The sequence below is a fragment of the Streptomyces sp. CB03238 genome, assembly GCF_002099185.1.
Lineage (GTDB): Bacteria > Actinomycetota > Actinomycetes > Streptomycetales > Streptomycetaceae > Streptomyces.
The window spans coordinates 151,350-175,654 of sequence record NZ_NBCN01000002.1; the positions used below are offsets into that span (position 1 = coordinate 151,350).

At 70.5% G+C, this 24,305-nt stretch carries 22 protein-coding genes and 2 pseudogenes; 9 read left to right on the forward strand and 15 right to left on the reverse strand.

Annotated elements, in window-relative coordinates:
• Positions 1-110 precede the first annotated feature (110 nt).
• Positions 111-1,142 carry a class II fructose-bisphosphatase gene (glpX, locus tag BKD26_RS03475; RefSeq protein ID WP_073754067.1) on the reverse strand — a complete coding sequence of 344 codons (1,032 nt, stop codon included), beginning with the start codon at positions 1,140-1,142 and terminating at the stop codon, positions 111-113.
• Between the two features lie 127 nt (positions 1,143-1,269).
• Here glpX and BKD26_RS03480 point away from each other — a divergent pair, with 127 nt between their 5' ends.
• Positions 1,270-1,797 carry a DUF4245 domain-containing protein gene (locus BKD26_RS03480; RefSeq protein ID WP_084895610.1) on the forward strand — a complete coding sequence of 176 codons (528 nt, stop codon included), beginning with the start codon at positions 1,270-1,272 and terminating at the stop codon, positions 1,795-1,797.
• Positions 1,798-1,877: 80 nt separating this feature from the next.
• Here the strand turns inward: BKD26_RS03480 and BKD26_RS03485 are convergent, their stop codons facing one another.
• The 3 genes from BKD26_RS03485 to xseA all read right to left on the reverse strand — a co-directional run bounded on the left by BKD26_RS03485 (position 1,878) and on the right by xseA (position 4,064).
• Positions 1,878-2,468: a malonic semialdehyde reductase gene (locus BKD26_RS03485; protein WP_084895612.1), complete on the reverse strand. Its 591-nt coding sequence runs from the start codon at positions 2,466-2,468 to the stop codon at positions 1,878-1,880.
• A gap of 125 nt (positions 2,469-2,593) precedes the next feature.
• Positions 2,594-2,824: an exodeoxyribonuclease VII small subunit gene (locus BKD26_RS03490; protein WP_073754070.1), complete on the reverse strand. Its 231-nt coding sequence runs from the start codon at positions 2,822-2,824 to the stop codon at positions 2,594-2,596.
• 10 nt (positions 2,825-2,834) lie between these two features.
• Positions 2,835-4,064 carry an exodeoxyribonuclease VII large subunit gene (gene xseA, locus BKD26_RS03495; RefSeq protein ID WP_084896205.1) on the reverse strand — a complete coding sequence of 410 codons (1,230 nt, stop codon included), beginning with the start codon at positions 4,062-4,064 and terminating at the stop codon, positions 2,835-2,837.
• A 120-nt stretch (positions 4,065-4,184) separates the two neighbouring features.
• Between xseA and BKD26_RS42200 the strand changes: the two genes are divergently transcribed.
• Positions 4,185-4,289 (forward strand): putative leader peptide, encoded by a 105-nt coding sequence (locus BKD26_RS42200; RefSeq protein WP_338015566.1) that lies wholly within the window; start codon positions 4,185-4,187, stop codon positions 4,287-4,289.
• Between the two features lie 366 nt (positions 4,290-4,655).
• Entirely contained in the window at positions 4,656-6,119 is a 1,464-nt protein-coding gene (locus BKD26_RS03500) for a sulfatase-like hydrolase/transferase (protein WP_084895614.1), read from the forward strand.
• Between the two features lie 45 nt (positions 6,120-6,164).
• Here the strand turns inward: BKD26_RS03500 and BKD26_RS03505 are convergent, their stop codons facing one another.
• Positions 6,165-7,523, reverse strand: a complete 1,359-nt coding sequence (locus BKD26_RS03505; protein ID WP_084895616.1) for an APC family permease — start codon at positions 7,521-7,523, stop codon at positions 6,165-6,167.
• 64 nt (positions 7,524-7,587) lie between these two features.
• Here BKD26_RS03505 and BKD26_RS03510 point away from each other — a divergent pair, with 64 nt between their 5' ends.
• Together BKD26_RS03510 and ppgK are read left to right on the forward strand one after the other, a co-directional pair.
• Positions 7,588-8,586 (forward strand): 4-hydroxy-3-methylbut-2-enyl diphosphate reductase, encoded by a 999-nt coding sequence (locus tag BKD26_RS03510; RefSeq protein ID WP_084895618.1) that lies wholly within the window; start codon positions 7,588-7,590, stop codon positions 8,584-8,586.
• Positions 8,587-8,616: 30 nt separating this feature from the next.
• On the forward strand, positions 8,617-9,357 hold the full coding sequence (ppgK, locus tag BKD26_RS03515) for a polyphosphate--glucose phosphotransferase (RefSeq protein WP_084895620.1): 741 nt from the start codon (positions 8,617-8,619) through the stop codon (positions 9,355-9,357).
• A 21-nt stretch (positions 9,358-9,378) separates the two neighbouring features.
• Here the strand turns inward: ppgK and BKD26_RS03520 are convergent, their stop codons facing one another.
• Positions 9,379-9,816, reverse strand: coding sequence for a DUF6542 domain-containing protein (locus BKD26_RS03520; protein WP_084895622.1), 438 nt, complete (start codon positions 9,814-9,816; stop codon positions 9,379-9,381).
• Positions 9,817-10,312: 496 nt separating this feature from the next.
• On the opposite strand from BKD26_RS03520, the gene ychF reads away from it, so the two are divergent.
• The gene (gene ychF, locus BKD26_RS03525) at positions 10,313-11,401 is read left to right on the forward strand and encodes a redox-regulated ATPase YchF (RefSeq protein WP_084895624.1); all 1,089 of its coding nucleotides are present in this window, start codon (positions 10,313-10,315) and stop codon (positions 11,399-11,401) included.
• A 426-nt stretch (positions 11,402-11,827) separates the two neighbouring features.
• Positions 11,828-13,246, forward strand: a complete 1,419-nt coding sequence (locus BKD26_RS03530) for an ATP-binding protein (protein WP_084895626.1) — start codon at positions 11,828-11,830, stop codon at positions 13,244-13,246.
• Between the two features lie 1,100 nt (positions 13,247-14,346).
• Here the strand turns inward: BKD26_RS03530 and BKD26_RS03535 are convergent.
• The 9 genes and pseudogenes from BKD26_RS03535 to BKD26_RS03575 form a co-directional block, all read right to left on the reverse strand.
• Positions 14,347-15,825 carry a nucleobase:cation symporter-2 family protein gene (locus BKD26_RS03535; protein ID WP_084895628.1) on the reverse strand — a complete coding sequence of 493 codons (1,479 nt, stop codon included), beginning with the start codon at positions 15,823-15,825 and terminating at the stop codon, positions 14,347-14,349.
• A 102-nt stretch (positions 15,826-15,927) separates the two neighbouring features.
• Positions 15,928-16,074, reverse strand: a pseudogene (locus tag BKD26_RS41035) (NADP oxidoreductase); the annotation flags it as partial.
• A gap of 450 nt (positions 16,075-16,524) precedes the next feature.
• A pseudogene (locus BKD26_RS41040) lies at positions 16,525-16,652 on the reverse strand (type II toxin-antitoxin system RelE/ParE family toxin); the annotation flags it as partial.
• Positions 16,645-16,914, reverse strand: a complete 270-nt coding sequence (locus BKD26_RS03550; RefSeq protein ID WP_084895632.1) for a type II toxin-antitoxin system Phd/YefM family antitoxin — start codon at positions 16,912-16,914, stop codon at positions 16,645-16,647. The pseudogene BKD26_RS41040 and the gene BKD26_RS03550, both read right to left, overlap by 8 nt.
• Positions 16,915-17,154: 240 nt before the next feature.
• A complete protein-coding gene (locus BKD26_RS03555; RefSeq protein ID WP_084895634.1) occupies positions 17,155-18,267 on the reverse strand; it encodes an ABC transporter substrate-binding protein in 1,113 nt (370 codons plus the stop codon).
• A 79-nt stretch (positions 18,268-18,346) separates the two neighbouring features.
• Positions 18,347-18,985, reverse strand: a complete 639-nt coding sequence (locus BKD26_RS40070; RefSeq protein WP_179166398.1) for a DUF6000 family protein — start codon at positions 18,983-18,985, stop codon at positions 18,347-18,349.
• A 3-nt stretch (positions 18,986-18,988) separates the two neighbouring features.
• The gene (locus tag BKD26_RS41045; protein ID WP_241518528.1) at positions 18,989-19,321 is read right to left on the reverse strand and encodes a hypothetical protein; all 333 of its coding nucleotides are present in this window, start codon (positions 19,319-19,321) and stop codon (positions 18,989-18,991) included.
• A gap of 342 nt (positions 19,322-19,663) precedes the next feature.
• A complete protein-coding gene (locus tag BKD26_RS03570; protein WP_084895636.1) occupies positions 19,664-19,912 on the reverse strand; it encodes an SCO4226 family nickel-binding protein in 249 nt (82 codons plus the stop codon).
• Positions 19,913-19,971: 59 nt separating this feature from the next.
• Positions 19,972-21,087 (reverse strand): pyridoxal-phosphate dependent enzyme, encoded by a 1,116-nt coding sequence (locus tag BKD26_RS03575; RefSeq protein ID WP_241518529.1) that lies wholly within the window; start codon positions 21,085-21,087, stop codon positions 19,972-19,974.
• A 193-nt stretch (positions 21,088-21,280) separates the two neighbouring features.
• Between BKD26_RS03575 and BKD26_RS03580 the strand changes: the two genes are divergently transcribed.
• Together BKD26_RS03580 and BKD26_RS03585 are read left to right on the forward strand one after the other, a co-directional pair.
• On the forward strand, positions 21,281-22,858 hold the full coding sequence (locus BKD26_RS03580; protein WP_084895641.1) for a S8 family peptidase: 1,578 nt from the start codon (positions 21,281-21,283) through the stop codon (positions 22,856-22,858).
• Between the two features lie 315 nt (positions 22,859-23,173).
• Entirely contained in the window at positions 23,174-24,208 is a 1,035-nt protein-coding gene (locus tag BKD26_RS03585; RefSeq protein WP_179166399.1) for a DUF4190 domain-containing protein, read from the forward strand.
• Positions 24,209-24,305: the final 97 nt, after the last annotated feature.

The following is a 24,305-nucleotide window of genomic DNA, read 5'->3' on the forward strand; positions in this document are numbered from 1 at the left end:
CGCCACGGCCGGGCTCCGGGCAGGACGCCGACGGTCGGCTCGGGCATACGAGAGGGGCGCTCCCACCGCACATGGGGGCGCCCCTCTTCGTGTCCGTACCGCCGCGCTCGCTACTTCGCGCGGTCGAAGTCGATCTGGCTGTACGCGCGCAGCTTGGACAGCCGGTGCGTCGAGTCGATCTGCCGGATCGTGCCCGACTTCGAGCGCATGACCAACGACGAGGTCGTCGCCGTCTCCGCGCGGTAGCGCACGCCGCGCAGCAGCTCGCCGTCCGTGATGCCGGTCGCGACGAAGAACACGTTGTCGCCGCTGACCAGGTCGTTCGTGGACAGGACCCGGTCCAGGTCGTGACCCGCGTCGAGCGCCCGCTGCCGCTCCTCGTCGTCCTTGGGCCACAGCTTGCCCTGGATCACACCGCCCAGGCACTTGATGGCGCAGGCGCTGATGATGCCCTCGGGCGTACCGCCGATGCCCATGAGCAGGTCCACGCCCGTGCCCTCGCGCACCGCCATGATCGAACCGGCCACGTCGCCGTCCGAGATGAACTTGATGCGCGCGCCCGTCTCGCGGATCTCCTTGACGATGCCCTCGTGGCGCGGGCGGTCCAGGATGACGACGGTGACGTCCTCGGGCGAGGAGTGCTTCGCCTTGGCGACGCGGCGGATGTTCACGGACACCGGGGCGTTGATGTCGACGTAGTCCGCGGCCTCCGGGCCGGTGACGAGCTTGTCCATGTAGAACACCGCCGACGGGTCGAACATGGAGCCGCGGTCGGCGGCCGCCAGCACGGCGATCGCGTTCGGCATGCCCTTCGCGGTGAGCGTGGTGCCGTCGATCGGGTCCACGGCGATGTCGCACTCGGCGCCGGTGCCGTCACCGACCCGCTCGCCGTTGAACAGCATCGGGGCCTCGTCCTTCTCGCCCTCGCCGATGACGACCACGCCGTTCATCGACACGGTGGAGACGAGGGTCCGCATGGCCCGTACCGCCGCGCCGTCGGCGCCGTTCTTGTCGCCACGGCCGACCCAGCGGCCGGCGGCCATGGCGGCGGCCTCGGTGACCCGGACCAGCTCCAGGGCCAGGTTGCGGTCGGGGGCCTCGGGTGAGACCTCGAGCTCGGACGGCAGATGATTGTCGGTCATCGGAACGCACCTTTCTGTACGGCGACGGCCGCAAGTGAAGAGGGTGCTGCGACTCTATCGGTAGGTCGACATATTGAGCAGAGGGGCCCACGTATGAGCAGGCCACGCTGATGCGACCATAGGGGGCGTGGCAGGTATGCGTGGCAAGCAGACAGTGCGCGGGATGTTCCAGTCGATGGCGGTCATCTGCGCGGCGGCGGGCGTGATCTATCTCTTCGTCCCGCACGACGACAAGGCGGACCCGATCAAGCCGGTCGACTACCGGGTCGAGCTGGTGACGGCACAGCGTGCCGCGCCGTACCCGGTTATGGCGCCCGAGGGCCTGGCGGAGGGCTGGACGCCGACCTCGGTGGACTACGACCGCCAGGAGGGCGACGCCTGGCATCTCGGGTTCCTGACCCCGGACCGGCAGTACGTGGCGGTGGAGCAGTCGACGGCGGTGCCGGAGAAGTACGTCCCCAAGGTCACCCACCAGGCGTCGGACACGGGCCGGACGCGGCAGCTGGCGGGGAAGACCTGGCAGCGCTGGGAGGGGCCGAAGTACGACGCGCTGGTGCTGCACGAGAAGGGCGTCACGACGGTCGTGACCGGTACGGCGACGCAGGAGCAGCTCGCGCAGATGGTGACGGCGCTCCGGCCGGCCAAGCAGGCCTGACGCGCCCGTCCGGCGGGAACGGCGGCGGCCCCGGGCACCAGGGGGATGGTGCCCGGGGCCGCCGGTCGTTGCCGCGCGGGTCAGACGGTGGTGACGACCTCGTCGTACGCCGGCCGCGGGCTGCGCTGGTACGACGCGTCCTCGCCCGGCTTGCCGATGTTGACGATCATCAGCGGGGTGTGGTCGTCGTCGAGGAACTCCTTCTGTACGCCCGCGAAGTCGAAGCCCGTCATGGGGCCGGCGGCGAGGCCGGCGGCGCGGACGCCCACGATGAAGTACGCGGCCTGGAGCGCGGCGTTCAGGGCGGCGGCCTGCTCGCGGACCGGGCGCTCGGCGAAGAACACGTCCTTGGCCTGCGGGAAGTGCGGGAACAGCTTCGGCAGGTCCTCGTGGAACTCGTTGTCGGCGGCCAGGATCGCGACCAGCGGAGCCGACGCGGTCTTGGCCTGGTTGCCCTCCGCCATGTGCGGGATCAGCCGCTCACGGGCCTCCGCGGAGCGGACCAGGACGATGCGCAGCGGCGACTGGTTGAAGGCGGTCGGCCCGTACTTGACCAGGTCGTGGATCGCCTGGACCTGCTCCTCGGTGACCGGCTCGTCGGTGAAGGTGTTCGCGGTGCGGGCCTCACGGAAGAGGAGGTCCTGGGCGGCGGGGTCAAGAACGAGGGACATGCTGCGTGCCTTTCGAGCGCAAAGGATCAAGCGATGTGTTCCACCGTACGCCCGAGATAGGTTAACTTTCAACTAAAGCGGGCGCGTGCAGCCCGTGAGCCCCCTCACACACTGGTTCCGGAGGCTTACTCCTCCTGGCCCGCCGGGGCCTCCTGCTCGGCCAGCGCCGCGTCCAGGCGGGCGCGGGCGCCCTCCAGCCAGCGGCGGCACACCTTGGCCAGCTCCTCGCCCCGCTCCCACAGGGCCAGCGACTCCTCGAGCGTCGTACCGCCCGCCTCCAGCCGGCGCACGACCTCGATCAACTCGTCGCGCGCCTGCTCGTACCCGATCGCCGTTTCCGTCGTGTTGGCTGCCATGCGCACCACCCTACGGGCGGGGTACGACAACGCCGGCGGCCACGCGCACAGGGAAGTCGCCCTCCGCGACCCGGGCCCGCAGCTCCTCGTCCGGTGCGACCTCCGCCGGCGACCGGACCACGGAACCGTCCGCCCGCTGGAGCACCGCGTACCCCCGCTCCAGCGTCGCCGCCGGCGAGAGTGCCACCACGCGCGCGTGGGTGTGCGTCAGCTCGGAGTCCGCCCGGTCCAGCAGATGGCCCAGGACCCGGCGGCTGCGCGCCAGCAGGGCGTCCACCTCCGCCTCCCGCTCCTCGACCATCCGCCGGGGGTGCTCCATCACCGGCCGGGCCAGCGCGTGGGCCAGGCCCCGCTCCTCGCGGTCGATCAGGCCCTGCACGGTGCGCAGCGCACGGTCGCGCAGCGCCTGCACCCGCTCCAGCTCCTCGCCCACGTCCGGGACGACCTTCTTGGCGGCGTCCGTCGGCGTGGACGCGCGCAGGTCCGCCACCAGGTCCAGCAACGGCGAGTCCGGTTCGTGCCCGATCGCGGACACCACCGGCGTACGGCACTCGGCGACCGCCCGGACGAGCTGCTCGTCCGAGAACGGCAGCAGGTCCTCCACACTGCCGCCGCCCCGGGCGACGATGATCACGTCCACGTCCGGCAGCTCGTCCAGCTCCTTGACCGCCTGGACCACCTGAGGCACGGCATGGACGCCCTGCACCGCCACGTTCCGCACCTCGAAGCGGACCGCCGGCCACCTGCGCCGCGCGTTCTCCAGGACGTCCCGCTCGGCGGCCGACGCGCGGCCGCAGACCAGCCCGATCAGCTGCGGCAGGAACGGCAGCGGCTTCTTGCGGTCGAGCGCGAACAGCCCCTCCGCGCCCAGGGACCGCTTCAGCATCTCCAGCCGGGCCAACAGCTCCCCGATCCCGACCGGCTTCATCTCCGCCGCCCGCAGCGACAGCTGCCCGCGCGGGGCGTACCACTCGGGCTTGGCGTGCACCACGACCCGGGCGCCCTCGGAGACGACGTCCGCGACCGCGTCGAACACCTGCCGGTAGCAGGTGACGCTCACGGAGATGTCGTACGACGGATCGCGCAGCGTCATGAACACCACGCCGGCACCGGGCCGCCGCGACAGCTGGGTGATCTGTCCCTCCACCCAGACGGCACCGAGCCGGTCGATCCAGCCCCCGATGAGCCGCGACACCTCACCGACGGGCAGGGGCGCTTCGGCAGACGTATTGAGACCCATGGACGCGAGCGTACGCGCCCGCACCGACAACGCCGCCGCCCCGGAACCCACGGGCGGCGTACGTCCGCGATACGAACGGCCGTTGACAGCGACTGCCGCGGTCCATGAAGCTCTGGCCCCATGCAGGCTTCCCGTGACCGCGCGGTCACTCTGGTGGAGCGCCGCCACGTCGACCTCGTCCGTGTCGCGAGCGCGATCTGTCCCTGCGCCTGCCCGCGCGCCTGACGGCGCCTTCGTCCCGGCCACCGGTACGGCCGGCCGCAACCCCTCGCGCGCTTCCGGCCGTGGGCTGAGCACCGGTCACTGACGGCCGGGCCTCGGCCGCCGGTCCGCGCCCTGGGGGCCGCTCGGCCCGGTGCCGTCCCGCTTTCCCGTCGTTCGTCCCGTCCCCCGGGCAGCCGCCCGCCGCGGCGCCGAGCCCGCCGCCGGCCATGCGGACAACCGCTTCACCGGTCCACCGGTCCACCGGTCCACCGGTCCACCGGTCCACCGGTCCACCGGTCCGTCGCGGCGCCGCCCCGTCGGCCCGTCGGTCCCGGCCGTCGGTCCGCGCTGTCCAGGGGCCATCGTGCGCCCACCTCTGGAGAATCCGTGACGCCCTCGTACGACCGCTCCTCCGCCCCGCAGCCCCGCGCCGGCCTTTCCCGCCGTACCTTCGGCACTGTGACGGCGGCCGTCGCCGCCACCGTCGCCGCCCCGGCCGTCGCCGCGCCCGCAGCCGGTGCCGCAGCCGGTGCCGCCCAAGCTGCCGAACCCCGCGAACGGCCGTTCCGCGCCGCCCGGGGACGGCACTCCCGGCGGCCCAACATCCTGTTCATCCTCGGCGACGACCTCGGCTGGGCCGACCTCTCCTCGTACGGGTCGCCGCACATCCGGACGCCCCACCTGGACCGGCTGGCGCGGCAGGGGGTGCGCTTCACCCAGGCGTACTCCGGGTCGGCCACCTGCTCGCCGACCCGCTTCAGCCTCTACACCGGCCGCTATCCGGGCCGCACCGAGGGAGGCCTCGCGGAGCCCATCGCCAACAAGTCGGTGGGCCTGGAGCCGACGCACCCCACCCTCGCCTCACTCCTGCGGGACGCCGGTTACCGCACCGCCCTGATCGGCAAGTGGCACTGCGGCCACCTGCCCGACTACAGCCCGGTCCGCTCCGGCTGGGACGAGTTCTTCGGGAACTTCGGCGGCGCCCTGGAGTACTACTCCAAGCTGGGCCTCGGCGGCGAGTACGACCTCTACGAGGGCGACGCCGAGTACAAGGACCTCCGCTACTACACCCGCATTCTCACGGAGAGGGCCGCCGAGTACGTACAGCGCGACCACGACCGTCCCTGGCTGCTCAACCTCAACTTCACCACCCCCCACTGGCCCTGGATCGCCGACGGCGACACCGAGCGGAGCGCGGAGATCGTCCGCCGGATCAAGGCCGGCGAGCCGGGAGCCCTGTGGCACCAGGACGGCGGCTCGGTCGAGAAGTACACGCAGATGGTGGAGGACCTCGACCGCTCCATAGGGCGGGTCCTCGACGCACTCAGAGGATCGGGACAGGAGAAGGACACCCTCGTCGTCTTCGCCAGCGACAACGGCGGCGAACGCTTCTCCTACAACTGGCCCCTGACGGGCAACAAGGGCTCCCTCCAGGAGGGCGGTATCCGCGTCCCCACCGTCGTGCGCTGGCCGGCCCGCCTGGACGCGCACCAGGTGAGCGACGAACCCGTGTTCTCGCCGGACTGGACGGCCACCCTGCTGGACGTCGCGGGGGCCCGCCCCCACCCCGCCCACCCCCTCGACGGCACCAGCCTCGCCGGCCACCTGCTGCGCGGCGAGGAACTGCCGGAGCGGCCGCTGTTCTGGCGGGTACGCGGGGAGCGGGCGCTGCGGCGGGGTGAGTGGAAGTACTACCGGGGCAAGGACGGCCGTGACCGCCTGTTCCACCTCGCGTCCGACCAGCGGGAGCAGGCGGACAGGGCGTCGGCCGAACCGGCCCTGCTCGGCGAGCTGCGGGCCCGGTGGGAACGGATCGACGCGGGACTGCTCCCGTACCCCGCCGTACGCTGAGCCACTGGCCCCCTCCCCCTCGAGGGGGAGGGGGCCGTCACGGACCTACGGGCCCCGCCGGCCCCGTTGCACCGCCGGCACCACCAGGCCCACCGCCAGCCACAGGGAGCCCACCACCAGGGCCGAGGTGGCCGCCTCGACGATGACGGCGACCAGGATCACCGCGCCGGCCACCGGCAGCACCACGTGCTTGAGCCAGTGCGGCGGCGCCCCCGTCCCCGCCCTCCGTACCGCGAACCACCCCACCACGCTCGCGTGCAGCAGCACGAACGCCGTCAGCGCCCCGATGTTCACCACCGACACCAGGTGGTCCATCCCGTCGTCGCGCCGTGCCGCCCACACCGCCGCCACCATGGTCACCGTGGCGGCCAGCAGCAGCGCCACGCGCGGCACGCCGGAATCCGTACGCGCCAGCACCCGCGGCAGCCGCCGGTCGCGGGCCATAGCGAACAGCAGCCGCCCCGCCGCCGCCTGGCCCGCCAGCGCCGCGAACGCCGCGCCGATCGCCTTGCTCGTCGCCACCAGGTCGTGCAGCCAGCTCCCCACCGAGGCGTTCACGGCGTCGTAGAACGCCGAACCCTGCCGCGCCGGCTCCGCCGCCAGCCGCGCCGACGACACCGGCTCCAGCAGCGCCACCAGGTACGTCTGCGCCACGAACAGCACCCCCGCCATGGCCAGGCAGAACAGCACCGCCCGCGCCACCTTCGCCGAACCGCCCGTGACCTCCTCCGCGAACGAGGCGATCGCGTCGAAGCCCAGGTACGACAGCACCGCCACGGACACCGCGCCCAGCACCGCGCCCAAGGAGAACCCGACGTCGCCCGTCAGCGGCGACAGCCACCCGCGCTGCGCCCCGTCCCGTACCAGCACCACCACCGCCGACACCACGAACACCAGCAGCACGACGATCTCCAGCGCCAGCACCGCGAAACCGACCCGCGCGGCCGCCCGCACGCCCCACAGGTTGAGCAGCGTGGTGACCACCACCGCCAGCGCCGTCCACACCCACCGGTTCACGGACGGCACCAGCGCCTCCATGGCGATGCCCGCGAAGAGGTACGCCACGGCCGGGATCAGCAGGTAGTCGAGCATCGCCATCCACCCGGCGACGAACCCCGGCCCCTCACCGAGCCCCTTGCGCGCGTACGCGAAGACGGACCCCGCCTGAGGGGCCACCCGGACCATCTGGTCGTAGCTGAAGGCGGTGAACGCCATCGCCACCGTCGCCACCACATAGACCAGCGCGACGGCACCGTGAGACTTCGCGTCCAGGGTGCCGAAAATGCCGACCGGCGCCATGGGGGCGATGAAAAGCAGCCCGTATACGACGAGGTCCCGGAACCCGAGCTCCCGCCGCAGCCCGCTGCGCTCGTCCGTCTCCTGCGTACTGGTGGTGCCGGCCATGCCCTCCAGTCTCGGCGACGTGGCGGATCTCCCGCCGCTCATACACGCCCTTACGATGGGGGACATGACTGCTACGCCTGCCAGCCCGTCGTCCGACAAGCGCGTCCTCCTCGCCGCTCCGCGTGGCTACTGCGCGGGCGTGGACCGTGCCGTGATCGCCGTGGAGAAGGCTCTGGAGCAGTACGGCTCGCCGATCTACGTCCGGCACGAGATCGTGCACAACAAGTACGTCGTACAGACCCTGGAGAAGAAGGGCGCCATCTTCGTCGACGAGACGGCGGAGGTCCCCGAGGGGTCCATCGTGATGTTCTCCGCGCACGGGGTGGCGCCGACCGTCCACCAGGAGGCCGCCGAGCGCAAGCTCGCGACGATCGACGCGACCTGCCCCCTGGTCACCAAGGTCCACAAGGAGGCGGTGCGGTTCGCGCAGGAGGACTTCGACATCCTCCTCATCGGCCACGAGGGCCACGAGGAGGTCATCGGTACCTCCGGCGAGGCGCCCGACCACATCACCCTGGTCGACGGCCCGGACGACGTCGAGAACGTCACCGTACGGGACGAGTCGAAGGTCGTCTGGCTGTCCCAGACCACCCTCTCGGTCGACGAGACCATGGAGACGGTCGACAAGCTGAAGGAGAAGTTCCCGCAGCTGATCTCCCCGCCGAGCGACGACATCTGCTACGCCACGCAGAACCGCCAGACCGCCGTCAAGCAGATGGGTGCCGAGGCGGACCTGGTGATCGTCGTCGGCTCCAAGAACTCCTCCAACTCCGTCCGCCTCGTCGAGGTCGCCCTCGGCGCGGGCGCGAAGGACGCCCACCTGGTGGACTTCGCCGACGAGATCGACGAGGCGTGGCTGGACGGCGTCTCCACGGTGGGTGTCACCTCCGGCGCCTCCGTCCCTGAGGTGCTGGTCGAGGGCGTCCTGGAGTGGCTGGCGGGGCGCGGCTTCGAGGACGTGGAGATCGTGAAGGCCGCCGAGGAGTCGATCACCTTCTCGCTGCCCAAGGAGCTGCGCCGCGACCTGCGCGCCGAGGCCGCCGCTCTCCACAAGAAGCAGTGACTGTCAGCGGCTCGCCGTAACGTTGAGTCCATGAACGTCTTCGGAGTGGACATCGGCGGGTCGGGGATCAAGGGCGCTCCCGTGGACCTGGAGCGCGGAGATCTGGCCGAGCCCCGCCACAAGGTACTGACACCGCAGCCCGCGACACCCGACGGTGTCGCGGGCTGCGTCGCCGAGGTCGTCGCCCATTTCGGCTGGTCCGGCCCCGTCGGCGTCACCTTCCCGGGTGTCGTCACGGGCTCCACCATCCGTACGGCGGCGAATGTCGACAAGGGCTGGGTCGGCGTCGACGCGACCGCGCTGCTCGGTGACCGGCTCGGTGGTATGCCGGTCACCATCCTGAACGACGCCGACGCGGCCGGGATCGCGGAGATGACGTTCGGCGCGGGGCGCGGCCGCAAGGGCACGGTGATCGTGCTGACCTTCGGTACGGGCATCGGGAGCGCGGTCTTCACCGACGGCAGGCTGGTGCCGAACACGGAGCTGGGGCATCTGGAGCTGGACGGCCACGAGGCCGAGAAGCGGGCGTCGACGAAGGTCAAGGACGACAAGGACCTGAGCTGGGAGGACTGGGCGCACCGGGTGCAGAAGTACCTGGCCCACGTCGAGATGCTGTTCTCGCCGGAGCTCTTCATCGTGGGCGGCGGCGTGAGCCGCAAGGCGGAGAAGTTCCTGCCGCTGATCAAGGGCGTGCGCGCCGAGATCGTCCCGGCGGAGCTGCAGAACAACGCGGGGATCGTGGGCGCGGCGATGGCCGCCGCGGCCCGCTGAGGCGCCCTTCGGGGGCGTCCGTCAGCGCTGGGTGGCCCGGGCGGCGGCGGCCGCGGTCCGCTGCCGCCGCCCCATCTGCCGTACCTTGCGTACGGAGGTGATGAGGCCGGCCACCAGCGTGCCGCCGTACAGCCAGCCCGCGTGCACGGCGAGCGCGGTGACCACGGCCATGATCCGGCCGCCCAAGCCGCCGGTGCCCCCGGCGATCGGTACGACACCGACGGCGAACGCGATGGGCACGCTGATCGGCGCGGTGACCAGGTCGGCGCCGCGCACCCACAGCGCGGTCAGGGCGCTGACGGGCAGGAAGAGGAGCCCGTACACCAGGGGCGAGCCGTCGAACAGCAGCCAGTCCAGGCAGCCGAGCAGGAACATCGACGCGGCGGCGAACAGCCCGGCGCCGAGCCCGGTCAGCCGGGGGGAGGGCAGCCGGCGCAGCGCGAGCACCACCGGCGGCACGGGCCGCCGCCCGGGCCTGCCGGCCGGCCGCCTGGGCCCACCGCCGGGCTTGCCCTCCGGCCCGCCACCGCCGGGACCGCCGGCCCCGCCACCACCGCTGGGCCGGCCGCCGCCGGGCCCCCCGCTTCCCGGGCCGGGTCTGGCGCCGGGCCGTGAGGCCGGACGTGTCCCGACGGGGCGGACGCCCGCGCCGTCGATGAGCGCGCCCTGGGGCAGGGCACCCGGGGCGACGGACGGGGCCGGCGGGGCCGCCGACGCCGCGGGACCCACGGGCCCCGCCGGGGACTGCGCCCGCTGCCGGCGCTGAGGGGAACTGTTCCTGTGCTGCTCCACCTGGACAACGTAGGTCGCAAGGGGCCGGGAATCCGGCATGGGACACGCCCTTTGGGTGACCTTGGCCAAGAGTTCGCCTCCCGGCTGCCGTCGCTGCCCGGTCCGCCACGCCCGTAAACTGGGGGGTCGGCCCACCATCCTCACTTCTAGGGAAGTCGCCAACGTGTCGCTCACGATCGGAATCGTCGGCCTGCCGAATGTCGGCAAGTCGACCCTGTTCAACGCCCTGACCAAGAACGACGTGCTGGCGGCCAACTACCCGTTCGCCACCATCGAGCCGAACGTCGGCGTCGTCGGCGTCCCCGACCCCCGCCTCGCCAAGCTGGCCGAGATCTTCCACTCGCAGCGCGTCCTGCCGGCCACGGTCGACTTCGTCGACATCGCGGGCATCGTGCGCGGCGCGAGCGAGGGCGAGGGCCTGGGCAACAAGTTCCTGGCGAACATCCGCGAGTCGGACGCCATCTGCCAGGTCATCCGTGCCTTCAAGGACGAGAACGTCGTCCACGTCGACGGCAAGGTCTCGCCGAAGGACGACATCGAGACGATCAACACCGAGCTGATCCTCGCCGACCTCCAGACCATCGAGAAGGTCCTGCCGCGCCTCCAGAAGGAGTCCCGGATCAAGAAGGACATCGCGCCCAAGGTGGCGGCGGTCGAGGCGGCCAAGGAGATCCTGGAGAAGGGCGACACGCTGTTCTCCCAGGGCATCCTCCAGGGCAGCGAGAAGGCCGAGCTGCTGCACGACCTGCACCTGCTCACCACGAAGCCGTTCCTCTACGTCTTCAACGTCGACGAGGACGAGCTGATGGACGACGCGTTCAAGGATGAGCAGCGCGCCCTGGTCGCCCCGGCCGAGGCGATCTTCCTCAACGCCAAGCTGGAGGCCGACCTCGCCGAGCTCGACGAGGAGGACGCCATGGAGCTCCTCCAGTCCGTCGGCGCCGAGGAGCCGGGCCTGGCCACCCTGGCCCGCGTCGGCTTCGACACCCTGGGCCTCCAGACCTACCTGACGGCCGGCCCCAAGGAGTCCCGCGCCTGGACGATCAAGAAGGGCGCCACGGCCCCGGAGGCGGCCGGTGTCATCCACACCGACTTCCAGAAGGGCTTCATCAAGGCCGAGGTCATCCACTTCGCCGACCTGATCGCCGCCGGCTCGGTCGCCGAAGCCCGCGCGGCCGGCAAGGCCCGCATGGAGGGCAAGGACTACGTGATGCAGGACGGCGACGTGGTGGAGTTCCGCTTCAACGTGTAGCGGGTGACCTAACACCACATCGCTGATCTGGCAAACATGCAGGTCAGAAGGGGTCCGACTCTTCAGGGTCGGACCCTTAGTTTTTTCCCGTGCTGGGATAGCTGACCTCTCGTCACCTGTCATCATCCCTGGTCATCCGTACCGTGCTGGGATTGTGTTGGGAAGAGATGAGAGCGCCCGTGCTGGGGCTGGCGCTGTCCAGAGCCCGGCGGCAGGAAGCGCACGGGCAAACGAACCTCCCGACGCCTTCAGGGAGATGCTTGCCGTCGTGCCATGGTGGCCATTCTGGCAACCCCCGGGCTGCGGCCGCCTCCGGATATGAGCAGAGTCCGTGACCGTGACCACGGGCGACAACTGGCGAAGGCTATAAACTAACGTCTATGTTAGTAACGCCGCTGTTAGTGTCATGCGTGGAGGTCGGTAGACGTGGTGGATTTCGTAGGCCGTCGGCAGGAGCTGGCGACGCTGGGGCGAGAGCTGCAGAAGGTGGCGGCAGGGGTTGGCGGGGAGCGGACCGGGCGGTGCGTGATGCTGCGTGGGCGGCGCCGGGTGGGCAAGTCGCGACTGGTCGAGCGGTTTGCGGAGCGCTCCGGAGTCCCGTTCCTGTTCTATGCGGCGACTGGTTCCTCACCCAGGGATGATCTGGCACGGCTGGCCCGGGACGCCCAGGCATCGACGCTGCCGTTGGCCGGGCTGGTGGCCGCCGCGCGGCCGGAGAGCTGGGATGCCGCGTTCGATGTGCTGGCTGCGGCGCTGCCCGCCGACCGGGCGAGTGTGCTGGTCATCGATGAAGTGCCATATCTGATGGATGCCGATGGCGCCTTTGAGGGGATGCTGCAACGGGCCTGGGACCGGGTGCTGGAGACCAAGCCAGTGCTGCTGGTCCTCATCGGCTCCGATCTGTCGATGATGGAGGCCCTGAACAGCTACGGACGCCCCTTCCATCAACGCGGCCGGGAGATGGTGCTAGGACCACTGAACCCCGCCGAGGTGGGGCAGATGCTCGGGTTGGAACCGGCGGAAGCCTTCGACGCCGCGCTGGTCACCGGCGGGCTGCCGCTGATCTGTGCGGAGTGGCCGCGAGGTGCAGGGCTGTGGGACTTCCTCGGCGAGGCGCTGAGCGACCCGGTCTCGGCCCTACTGGTATCGGCCGAGCGCTCGCTGGCTGCCGAATTCCCTCCGCAGGCTCAGGCGCGTACGGTGCTGGCGGCTATCGGCAGTGGCGAGCGGACCTTCACCAACATCGCCCGTGCAGCCGGCGGAATCGGGGCCACGCCCCTGCAGCGAGCGCTGGAGCTGCTTACGGACAAGCGGATCGTCGCTGCGGAGCTGCCCGTATCGCTGCGTCCGTCGAAGGATCGCCGCTACCGGGTGACAGATCCCTACCTGCGGTTTTGGCTGCACCTGCTCGGCCCGTCCATGGAGGAGATCGAGCGGGGGCGGGGCGATCTGACCTTGGCGCGCATCCGGGAGAACTGGACCAGCTGGCGCGGCCGAGCCGTCGAGCCCCTTGTCCGCGAGGCCCTGGCGCGGATACTGCCCGATGACAGGCTGCCCGCGGCCCCCGCAGTGGGCGGCTACTGGACCCGTACCAACGACGTCGAGATCGATATCGTCGGGGCGGACCGCGCCCCCATTGCCAAGGAGCTGCTCTTCGTCGGCTCCATCAAGTGGCTGGAGCAGTCGCCCTTCGATCGGCACGACCTGGCAGCTCTCCATCGACACCGGGCCGCCCTCACTGGCGAACCTGTTCCAGTCTTGGCGGTCTCGCGCAGCGGAGTCGACTGTCCGGGGCTCGATGCCGCCTACGGCCCTGGCGATTTGCTGACCGCCTGGCCGCTGTGAGTGGCGGGTGGCGAGCGAGACAAGGGAGTTGGGGAGCGCGATCAGGCCGGAGACGTGGCGGACAAGTCCCACAGACCTCGGCCCCTTGCCGGCGCTGTTGTGTAGCGTTGGCGATCCTGAGTCTTCTCGTACTTCGTCGCGGATCCCGTGCTGGGATGGTGCTGGGATGACGCCGCATTCCTGCTGGTCAAAGGCTAGTGGTGGAGTTCCGCTTCAACGTGTAGTGCCTGATTCCTTGATCGGCTGTAGTGGCTGGTCAGGGAAAGGGACCCCGGGTCAGGAGCCAGATCTTCGGGTCTGGCCCCTGCGGTTGGCGGGCGTTGTACCCAGGGGCGGGGGGGCGTTGGCGCGGTAGCCGGCGCAGGTCCACCGGCGGGTGGTGTCGGCGTCGGGACCAGTAGGGTGCCCGCGGGTTTAGCACGCCTCAGCAGCGACTTCTTGGAGAGCCTGCTTCGCTGAAAAACATCTGACGCAACGCGGGTGAAGCCGTGTCTTCACAGGTGGGAGCTCTCCGGAAGACGTTCCGCCTGTACGCCGTTCGCCCTGGTGGTTCGCACAGCAGTGACGACGGGCCGCTCGTGGCCATGGGCAGGGGAGGCTTCGGCGTGCTGGCCGCTGGTTCATTGGCGACATCCGCCCCGACGGTCCGGGCTGCTCCCTTACAGGTCGGCACAGTGTCGGCCCGCATGCTGCACCCACGCTGCATCGTGCCCTGCGATAGGCCATCGGTGCAGGTCGTAGTGGAGTCGCCGATGTTCCGCTTCAACGTGTGATCGATTCATTGCTTGTTTTCGACAGGGTGAACGGGAGCCACTCGAGCAACGGGAACGAGAGCCACGTTGCTCCGTCCGTGGGGCAGATGGAGCACGACACAAGTCCATGATCGGCAACGAGAATGGGAGCCACCCCTATTGGGTGACGTCCGGTAGTGCCGGGATGGGGTGGGAGTGTCCGCAGTAACAATGCGGGTCCGAAACGATGGCTTGGTGGTCCCGGGCCCTCTTGCCCCGTGTCCCTGACAGGCGCGGTTCAGCAGGGCCCGGCTCCGTTACGCGCCAGACGGCAAAGATAGAGGGATCGGCAGGCTCCTGCCGACCGCCTTAGACGCGCTCTTCCCCGGACTCCTCGACGGCTTCCTCGCGGCGGCCGACCGGGAAGCGGGACGGCTCGGCGGCGCCGTCCGCTGAGACCTCGGCGGTTTCCGCCTCAGCCCGCTGCGCCGGGACGGCCGGTTCCGCCGGGTTGTCCGCGGCAGCCGGAGCGGCTGAACCGGCCTTCCCCGGAAGGTGGTTGAAGAGCAGGTTCAGCACGATCGCGGTGATGCAGCCCGCGCTGATGCCGCTGTCCATCACCGTCTGGAACCAGTTCGGGAAGTGCTCGTAGATCTCCGGCACCCCGACCGGCAGCATTCCGACGGCGACCGAGACTGCGACGACCGTCAGATTGTGGTTGTCCTTGAAGCTCACCGACGCCAGGGTGCGCAGCCCGCTGGCCGCCACCGTGCCGAACATCACCAGGCCCGCGCCGCCCAGCACCGGTGCCGGAATGGCGGCCACCACCGCACCCAGCTTGGGCAGCAGACCAAGGAGCACCAGGATGCCGCCGGCCACCGCGACCACCCAGCGGCTGCGCACCCGGGTCATGCCGACCAGGCCGACGTTCTGCGCGTAGGCGGTGTAGGGGAAGGTGTTGAAGACGCCGCCGAGCATCGTCGACAGGCCGTCGGCGCGCAGCCCGTCGGCGAGCCGCCGCGGCTCGATCTTGCTGTCCGTCAGCTCGCCGATGGCGACGATGTCGCCGGTGGTCTCGGTCATGATGACCAGCGAGACGATCAGCATGGAGACGATGGCCGCCGTCTCGAAAGTGGGCAGCCCGAAGTGGAACGGGGTGCTGGCGCCCAGCCAGGCCGCCTCGCCCACCTCGTCGAAGCCCGTGAAGCCCAGCGGCACCGCGACCGCCATGCCCACGACGATGCCGAGCAGCACCGCGACCCGGCTCAGGAAGGTCGGCGCGAACCGCTGCACGGCCAGCACGACCAGGAGCACCCCGGCGGCCAGGGCCAGGTTCTTCGGTGACCCGAAGTCCTCCGAACCGAAGCCGCCCGCAGCCCAGTTGCCGGCCACCGGCAGCAGCGAGAGCCCGATGATGAGGATGACCGTGCCGGTCACCACCGGCGGGAAGAACCGCAGCAGCCGTCCGAAGACCGGCGCAAGCAGGATCATCGCCAGACCGGAGACGATCACCGAGCCGTAGATCGCGGTGAGGCCGCCGCCCTCGGTCCCGATGAGCACCATCGGCGGGACGGCCGCGAAGGTGCAGCCCTGCATGATCGGCAGCCGGACGCCGAACCGCCACCAGCCCACGCACTGCAGCAGCGTGGCGATGCCGCACACCAGCAGATCCGCGTTGATGAGATAGGCCAGGTCGGCGGCTGACAGGCCCATCGCGCCGCCGACGATCAGGGGCACGGCCACCGCGCCCGCATACATGGCGAGAACGTGCTGCAGTCCGAACGCCGCGAGCTGGCCGCGCGGCGGTACTTCGTCGACGGGGTGCTTACGGGCAGTGTCCAGTGACATGAACGCTCCTCGGCTCGGTTGCCGAGACAGTAGAACCCCCTTCCACAGTTTGTTGATTACAGGATGGTTGCGGTCAGGTATCGAGACCCCCACGCACCGTGCTCAGCGGCACGCCCGCGCCGTCAGCAGCCCGTTCCAGTCCGGGATCTTGGCCGTCGTCCGGAACAGGCTCCGCCCCAGCTCCGCCTCGGCCGCCTCGATCCGCTCCCAGCCGGACCACTCCACCGGGTGCCACCCCAGCGCTCGCAGGCGGCTTCTTCCGCCCCGACGGCACCGGACACGCCAGCGCCTTCGCCACCGTGTTCCGCGACACCTTGTACCGCTGAGCCAGCATCCGCCCCGAGACCGCCGGATCCAACCGGTGGTCACGACGGATCCGCTCAAAGACCCACGCGACCTGTACACCCACGGGCTGCTGACACGACCGTGATCAACGCGCACAGCGTGACCGGCCAAACAGCCCAAAGCCTCTATTACTCCATCAGTGGCATGTCACACGCCGTCAGACGGGGTGGCTCCCGATCTCGTTGCCGAAGCAGCGGCTCTCATTCGCACTGCCCCGCTGGCTCTTCTTCACGCTGTCGAAAACACATTGCTGCACGCGATGTGATTTCGCAACCGCGCAGGTCAGAAGGGTCGTCACCGAGCTGGATGGGTGCTGGATATTCCGACGCCGAATCAGTCGGCGTCAGGTGCCGGGTTGAATCCGAGAGGGTCGCTCTCCCACTCGGTCAGCTTGGCCAGGATGCGCAGCGCCATGTCGCGCGGGGGATCTTGCGGAGCTCTGCTTGCGCCTCGGGGCGAAAGTCGGTTCGGTACTCACTCACCGCGCGCCAGCGTCTCCCTCATGACGTCCTCGAGCGGGATGCCGGGTGCCGGATTGGCCATGCGCTCATCGATGATCCGGTTGATCTCCCGCTCTTCCCACCCCTGGTACTTGTGCAGCACCTCCATGGAGACCACGGCGGCGACCTCTTTTCCCCGGCGCGTGATCACCGTGGGCACGTCGTCCCGATCGGCGCGCTCCACGACCTCGGCCAGGTGTGCGCGCACATCGCGGATGGACTCTATGGGCAGCGGCTGTGTCATGCGCTCAAGGGTGCCGAGTGTCCCATGTGTACACAATGCGTCGTGGTGAGCGGGCAGGCTGCCCTCGCCGCGGTCCGCCCGACCTGCGATGAAGCGGGTCGGACGGCCTTTGTAGTCCGCACACGAGCATGTGGAGCTTGCGCGGCACTGCTGACTCGTCCGGCCTTGCACGGCAAAACATGCGGTCAAGGAGACCGACATGCTTCGGACAGGTCTGCGCAGTCGGACCTCCGTGCTCTCTCAGCCGGCGTGGAGGACCCGGAAGCGACTGGGTTCCGCAGGGTCTCGGTCGACGACTTGGATGGGCGTCCGAGCCCATTGCCAGACGCTGATGCCTGGCGTGCGGGAGAACCGGATCTGCCCGCGCGTGCCGTCGACCGCGACGCGCGGCCAGGATTCGGCAGTGCGCGCCCGGTCCGTGCCGTGGGAGCGCAGCACGTCGGCGAGGACGGCGACCGTGTCGTAGCCCTCGAAGGCGACGAAGGAGGGCGCTTCGGCCAGCCGCTCACGGAGGGCCGTCTCGACTCGTGCACCGAGTGGGCTGAGGCGTTCGGGCAGGTAGCGCAGGAAGGGGATCGCGGCGCCGTCGTCGCCCAGCAATGCCGCCCATTCGGCGAACTCCGGTTGCCCGGCCGGAGCACCGATCATGATCTCGGCGAGGCGCTTGTCGTGGCGGACGGACTTGACGATCGGCACGGCCGGGTCCGGGTGGCCGACCAGAAGGAGGAGGGCCGTCGCGCGGTTGTCGACGAGTGCGTCGCACACCGCGGTGGGGGAGAGCGCGCTCATGTCGAGTTCGATGACGGTGCCGCCGCGTGGAGCGAGGTAGTCCCGCAGGATGCGGGTCCCGGATGCCCAGTAGACACTCGGCTGGGCTGCTACGGCGATGCGACTGTGGCCGGCGCCGAGGAGGAAGTCCGCGTAGAGCTGCCAGCCGCGGGACTGCGGCGGGGAGAGGCGCGCGACCCATTTTGTCGGCTGTTCGATGAGCGCGTCGAGAACCGCTGACGAGCAGAGGAACGGCAGTCCGAGGACGTCGGCCCGGGCAGCAGCGGCACGAGCGACGACACTGTGATACTCCCCCGCCACGGCAGCCACACCCAGGCCGGCCAATTCGTCCACGGCCGCCGCGGCCCGCTGTGGATCGGCCGCGGTGTCCCGGACCACCAGCTCGAGTGGTCTGCCGACGATCCCGCCGGCGTCATTGACGTCGCCAACGGCCAGCTCGAGTCCGGCGAGCAGGTGCTGGCCCGCCTCGACCCAGCCAGGCCGGCTCAGCGGAACGAGAGCACCGACGTGGACGGCTGATTCGTCGGTCCGCTCCGCTCCCGGTGGCGATGGTGGCGTATTCATACGTTGGCGTCTCCCGAGTGACGATTCGGTCGCGGCTTACCTGGATCGCAGAGAGTAGCCGAGCCGGGAATGGCCGGCTTCAGCGCCCGGTGCGGGCCCAGCTGTTGGCGAAGTCGCAATGGAGATCGGCCCATCGGCGTTGATCGGCGGGTGTGTAGCCGGGCTGGTCACGGAGGTGGAGCAGGGCCTGGACCCACTGGTCCCAGAGGCCGTCGGGCTGGGTGAAGCGGTCGGCGTGGTGGGTGCCGAGGAGGACGTCGAGGCGGAGGAGGGCGCCGAGGGCGGCGGGCTGGTCGTAGCGCAGGTCGGTGCGGGGGAGGTAGCGGTCGAGGTACGCGGAGAGGATGTCCGCGTCGGCGTGCGTGCCGAACCGGGCCAGGGCGAAGCAGTACGCGCCGCCGGAGTAGCAGACTTCGCTGGCCAGGAGCAGGTCGCCGATGCGCTCGCGGAACGATTCGCGGCGATTGACGCCGATCAGCCAGGCGGCGGTGAGCCGGGAGCGCCATTCGTAGGCCAGGAGGGCTTCCAGCTCGGCGTCTGTGATGGCGGCGGCGTCATCGATCAGGTGGTCGGCAAAGCGTTTGGCGTGCGGCCACCCCGGCCGGAGGACACGACGGGTCTTCAGTTCGCGGTAGCGGGGGTGGTCCGAGTCCTTCCGCGTCACGTAGCGCTCGATGACGTAGCCATAGCCGATCTCCTCAGGGTGCTGGAACGGCATCGGTCACCTCTCCGGGTGCAGGACGGCCAGGTCGTTGATGATTTCGGTGAAGTGGGCCGAGGGCCAACCGGGGGCCTCGGCCCCGGCGGTGGCGCGCAGGCGCTCGGTGAGCGGCGGCGCGACGGGGGTGCGGGCGCCGAACTCCGTCAGGGCCCGGCGGATGCCGACAGGCTCGGTCCCGTCGGGTGGGGCTTGTCGTTCCAGACAGGCGCGGTAGGCGCGGCGGGGAGGCCATGGTCGTCCCCGCCCGAAGCAGACGGGGCGGATGCCGTACGAGCCGGGCAGCTCGTCCAGGACGAGCTGCCCGCAGTAAGGACAGGGGCAGCGGCGGCTCACCTGCGCAGTCTCATCGACTTGCCGGTCCCGGTGCCATGTATTTCCAGGCCGGTGGGGCCCGCCAGTCCGCAGACCTTCCGCTTCGACGTCTCGGCGGATGTCGGATGGGACCGACTCCGTCAGCCGTCGGCGCCGTCGGAGGCCGCCGCGTCGGTGCGGGCGGGCGGATCAGGAGGGAGGGTCCGGGCTCCGGTGCGTCCGGCCGAGGGCGTGCCCCGCGCGGCGGCGTGAGGCTTTCCGGGCCGAGGCGGATCTCGAAGGGCACCGGGCGGTGGAGCGAGCCGGGGCTCCTTAAGGGGCAGGCCCACAGGGCTGCCCCTTAAGGAGGGATCGTCCCCGGCGTCAGACCGACAGCGGCACCTCGTGGATCTCGTCGGCGGCGTGGCCGGTGCGTTCGTGGACGCGCTGCACGGCTTCGGCGGAGGGACCGGTGGACAGGCAGTAGATCGTGCCCGACTCCGGGTCGGCCCAGGCCCGCTCGAAGTGCACGCCTTCTTCCTTCTCTATGGCGAGGTCCGCCTGATGGGCCTCGCTCAGCTGCTCGGGTGTGATGCCCTGGAATCCTCGGTGGACGTCCATGTACGTGCCCATGGCTCCCGCTCCTCCGGCTGGTCGGTTTCGGCCCCTCTTCCATGCTGCACCCGTGGGCTTCAGGTGGCGCGCGAGCCGGCCGCGAGGCCCGTTTTCGCGCCGGCGCCGCACAGGGGGACCACGACGCTGCCCTCCCGCGGCTCGGCGGTGATCGCCGCCCAGCACGCCACGCCCGTCGACTCGACGAACAGCCCACGCGCGGCCAAGTCCAGTTGGGCGGCGCGGAGCTGGTGCTCCGTCACCGTGAGGAAGGTGCCGCCCGACTCGCGTACCGCCCGCAGGATCTGGCGGGCGCGCGGCGGGTACGGGATGGCGATGCCCTCGGCGAGGGTGGCCCTCATCGGCGCGGGGGCCGGTACGTCGTCGGCGCCCGCCCGGAACGCCTCGGCCAGCGGCGCCACCGCCTCCGCCTGTACGGCCACCAGGGCGGGGCGCGACCCGATCAGGCCGTGTGCGTACAGCTCGGAGGTGGCGAGGGCGGCGCCCAGGAGCAGGGTGCCGTTGCCGACGGGGACGACGAGGGTGTCGGGCAGCCGCCCGCCCAGGTCCTCCCACAGCTCGTACACGTACGTCTTCGTACCGTGCAGGAAGTACGGGTTGAAGACGTGCGAGGCGTAGAAGGTGCCCGGCTCGTCGGCGGCCTCGCGGGCGGCCAGTGCGGTGGCCTCCCGGTCGCCGGGGACGACCGTGAGCCGCGCCCCGTGCGCGCGGATCTGCTCCAGCTTCTTGGGGGAGGTGCCCTCGGGGACGTACACCGTGCAGTCCAGTCCCGCGCGGGCGCAGTACGCCGCCATGGCGGTGCCCGCGTTGCCGCTGCTGTCGGCGATCACGCGGCGCGGCGCGAGGCGGCGGGCGAGCTCGGCGAGCATGACGGCGCCGCGGTCCTTGAACGACAGGGTCGGCATCAGGAAGTCGAGCTTGGCCGAGACCGTGTCCGTGAGGCGGACGAGCGGGGTGCGGCCCTCGCCGAGCGAGCAGTACGGGTCGGAGAGCGGCAGCGCCTCCTCGTACCGCCACAGCGAACCGACGCGGCCCGCGAGCGAGGCCAGAGGGACGGGGGCGGCCGTGAAATCCAGCTCCCAGGGGCCCAGGCATTCGGGACAGCGCCAGGTCAGTGAGGAAACGGATGATCCGGCGCCGCATCGCGCACATACGTAGGCCGTCGTGATCGTCATGAACCGCAGCATGTCACTTGTGTGGCGGGCCTGTTACCGGAGCGTCAGGACCCTTGTGTGATTCCTATGGATCGGTCAATCTTTCGCTCGGCAGTGGGATTCCGGCAACGCCGCGTACCCAGTGGCGCTTGTTTGTCATGCCCCTGTCGCACACCCCCACAGCAACGCACCACCAATGAGGAGGACCCCTCACATGTCAGTGATGCGTACCCCGCGGCGAAGACTGGCCGCAGCCGGCGCCACCGTCGTCGCCGCCCTCGCGCTCGGCACCCTCTCCGCCCTCCCGGCCACCGCGGCCGAGGCCGCCCCGGAAGGTGTGATCGAGAGCGCCGGAGCCCCCGGCGTCATCGCGGGCAGCTACATCGTCACCCTCGACGAGTCCGCCGCCGACGCCGAGTCCAAGGCGGGCAAGGCGGTCGCCGCCAAGTACGGCGCGAAGATCGAGAAGACGTACACCTCCGCCCTCAACGGCTACGCCGTCGAGCTCTCCGAGGCGCAGGCGAAGAAGCTCGCCGCCGACCCGGCCGTCGACTCCGTCGTACAGAACCGCGTCTTCAGCATCAACGGCACCCAGCCGTCGCCGCCGTCCTGGGGCCTGGACCGGATCGACCAGCGCGCCCTGCCGCTCAACCAGAGCTACACCTACCCCGAGCCGGCGGGCGACGGCGTCACCGCGTACATCATCGACACCGGCGTACGCATCACCCACAGCGACTTCGGCGGGCGGGCCTCCTACGGCTACGACGCCATCGACAACGACAACACGGCGCAGGACGGCCACGGTCACGGCACGCACGTCGCCGGCACCGTCGCCGGGTCCGCCTACGGTGTGGCCAAGAAGGCCAGGATCGTCGGCGTCCGCGTGCTCAACAACTCCGGTTCCGGCACCACCGCGCAGGTCGTCGCCGGCATCGACTGGGTGACCCGGAACGCCGTCAAGCCGGCCGTGGCGAACATGAGCCTCGGCGGCGGCGCCGACTCCGCCCTCGACACCGCCGTACGCAACTCCATAGCCTCCGGCGTCACGTACGCCATCGCGGCCGGCAACGACAACCGCGACGCCTCCGGCACCTCGCCGGCGCGCGTCACCGAGGCCATCACGGTCGGCTCGACCACCAGCACGGACGCGCGCTCCAGCTTCTCCAACTACGGCAGCGTGCTGGACCTGTTCGCGCCGGGCTCGTCCATCACCTCCGCGTGGAACAGCAGCGACAGCGCCACGAACACCATCTCCGGTACGTCGATGGCGACCCCGCACGTCGCGGGCGCCGCGGCCCTCTACCTGGCGAACAACCGGACGGCCACCCCGTCGCAGGTCGCCACCGCCCTCACCTCCGCCGCCACCGGCGGCGTGGTGGGCAACCCGGGCACCGGCTCCCCGAACCGCCTGCTGTACGTGGGCGACGGCGGCACCACCCCGCCGCCCGGCAAGCGCTTCGAGAACACCGCCGACTACGCGATCAGCGACAACTCCACCGTCGAGTCACCGATCACCGTCAGCGGCGTCACGGGTAATGCCCCGTCAACTCTCCAGGTGCCTGTGAACATCGTTCACACGTACATCGGTGACCTCCAGGTGCAGCTCATAGCGCCCGACGGCACCGCGTACACACTCAAGGGCTATGGCACGGGCGGCAGTTCCGACAACATCAACACCACGTACACGGTCAACGCCTCGTCCGAGGTCGCGAACGGCACGTGGAAGCTGCGGGTGAGTGACAACGCGAACTACGACACCGGGAAGATCGACTCCTGGGCCCTGCAGTTCTGAAACGGTTGAGTGAGTGACGAGGGGTGGTCACCGGCTTACGGTGACCACCTCTCCGTGTTGCCGTCATTCGCCTGGAATGTTCCCTTCGTTACTCGCATTCCGCCTCCTGCCGTCGACCGCGTACGATGCGCCAGCCGCGCGCGCATTCGATTCGTCCCGCCCCCGACAGGAGCACCGAGAACCGTGGAACCGTCCTCCCAGGGATCGCCCCAGGGATCGCCCGATGGGTCCCCCCAGGAATCGCCCCAGGGATCCCCCCAGGGCTGGCCCCCGCCCCAGCAGTCGCACCCGCCGGTGCCGCCGCCGTTCTACGGCGTGCCCGGACCGCCGCCGCCCTCGGCGAGCGTCAACGGGCTCGCCATCGCCTCACTCGTCACCGGCATCGTGTGCCTGGTGCCGCCGCTCGGCCTGATCCTCGGCGGGATCGCGCTCGGGCGGATCAGGAAGAAGGGCGAGCGGGGCAAGGGGCTGGCGATCACCGGCATGATCCTTTCCCTGGTCAGCACGCTGCTGGTGGTGGCGGGACTGGCCACGGGCGCGTTCCGCGACGCCTACGACGGCGCGCGGGAGGTGGCGGACGAGGTGTCGCGCACGCGCTCGACCTTCGACCTGCGCAAGGGGCAGTGCTTCAACAGCCCGAGCGGCGCCATCGAGGCGGAGACCGCCGACGTCACGATCGTCGACTGTGCCAAGCCGCACGACGGTGAGATAACCGGCACCTTCAAGATCACCGAGTTCGACAAGTGGCCCGGCGACAAGCCCATCGAGCCGATCGCCGAGAAGCGGTGCGATGTGCTCAACGCGGCGTACGCGCTGGACAGCTGGGCGATCCCCGACAACGCGTGGATGTACTACTACCAGCCCAGCAAGGAGAGCTGGGCGATCGGGGACCGCGCCGTGACCTGCGCCTTCGCCGCCGAGAAGGGCAAGCTCACGGGCTCGGTGCGCAGTGACGAGACCACCCTCGACGAGCACCAGCTGGCCTTCCTGAAGCCGGTCAACCAGATCGACGCCGCCCTGTGGGAGGAGCCGGAGGCCGACGTCGAGGAGGACCAGGAGGCCAACGTGGCGTGGGCCGGGAAGGTGTCGTCGACCCTGAGCGGGACGGTCGCGAAGCTGCGGGCGCACCAGTGGCCGGCCGGCGCGCAGAAGCCGGTGACGGACCTGGTGGAGGAGCTGGAGTCGGCCCGGAAGCACTGGGCGAAGATGGCGGCCGCCACGGACCCGGACACCTTCTGGGAGCACTACGACCCGGCGTACGACGGGCTGCCCGCCGACATGGGCGCGAAGGTGCGCGGCGCGCTGAAGCTGGACGTGACGCCGCCGGCCGACAGCGCGGGGACTGCCTGAGCGGTACGGGTCGGCGTCCCCTCCCGGGGCGCCGGCTTCGGGCTCGTACCCATGGTGAGCTGGTGCTCAAACGGCGGTCATCACTTCGAGTGAAACC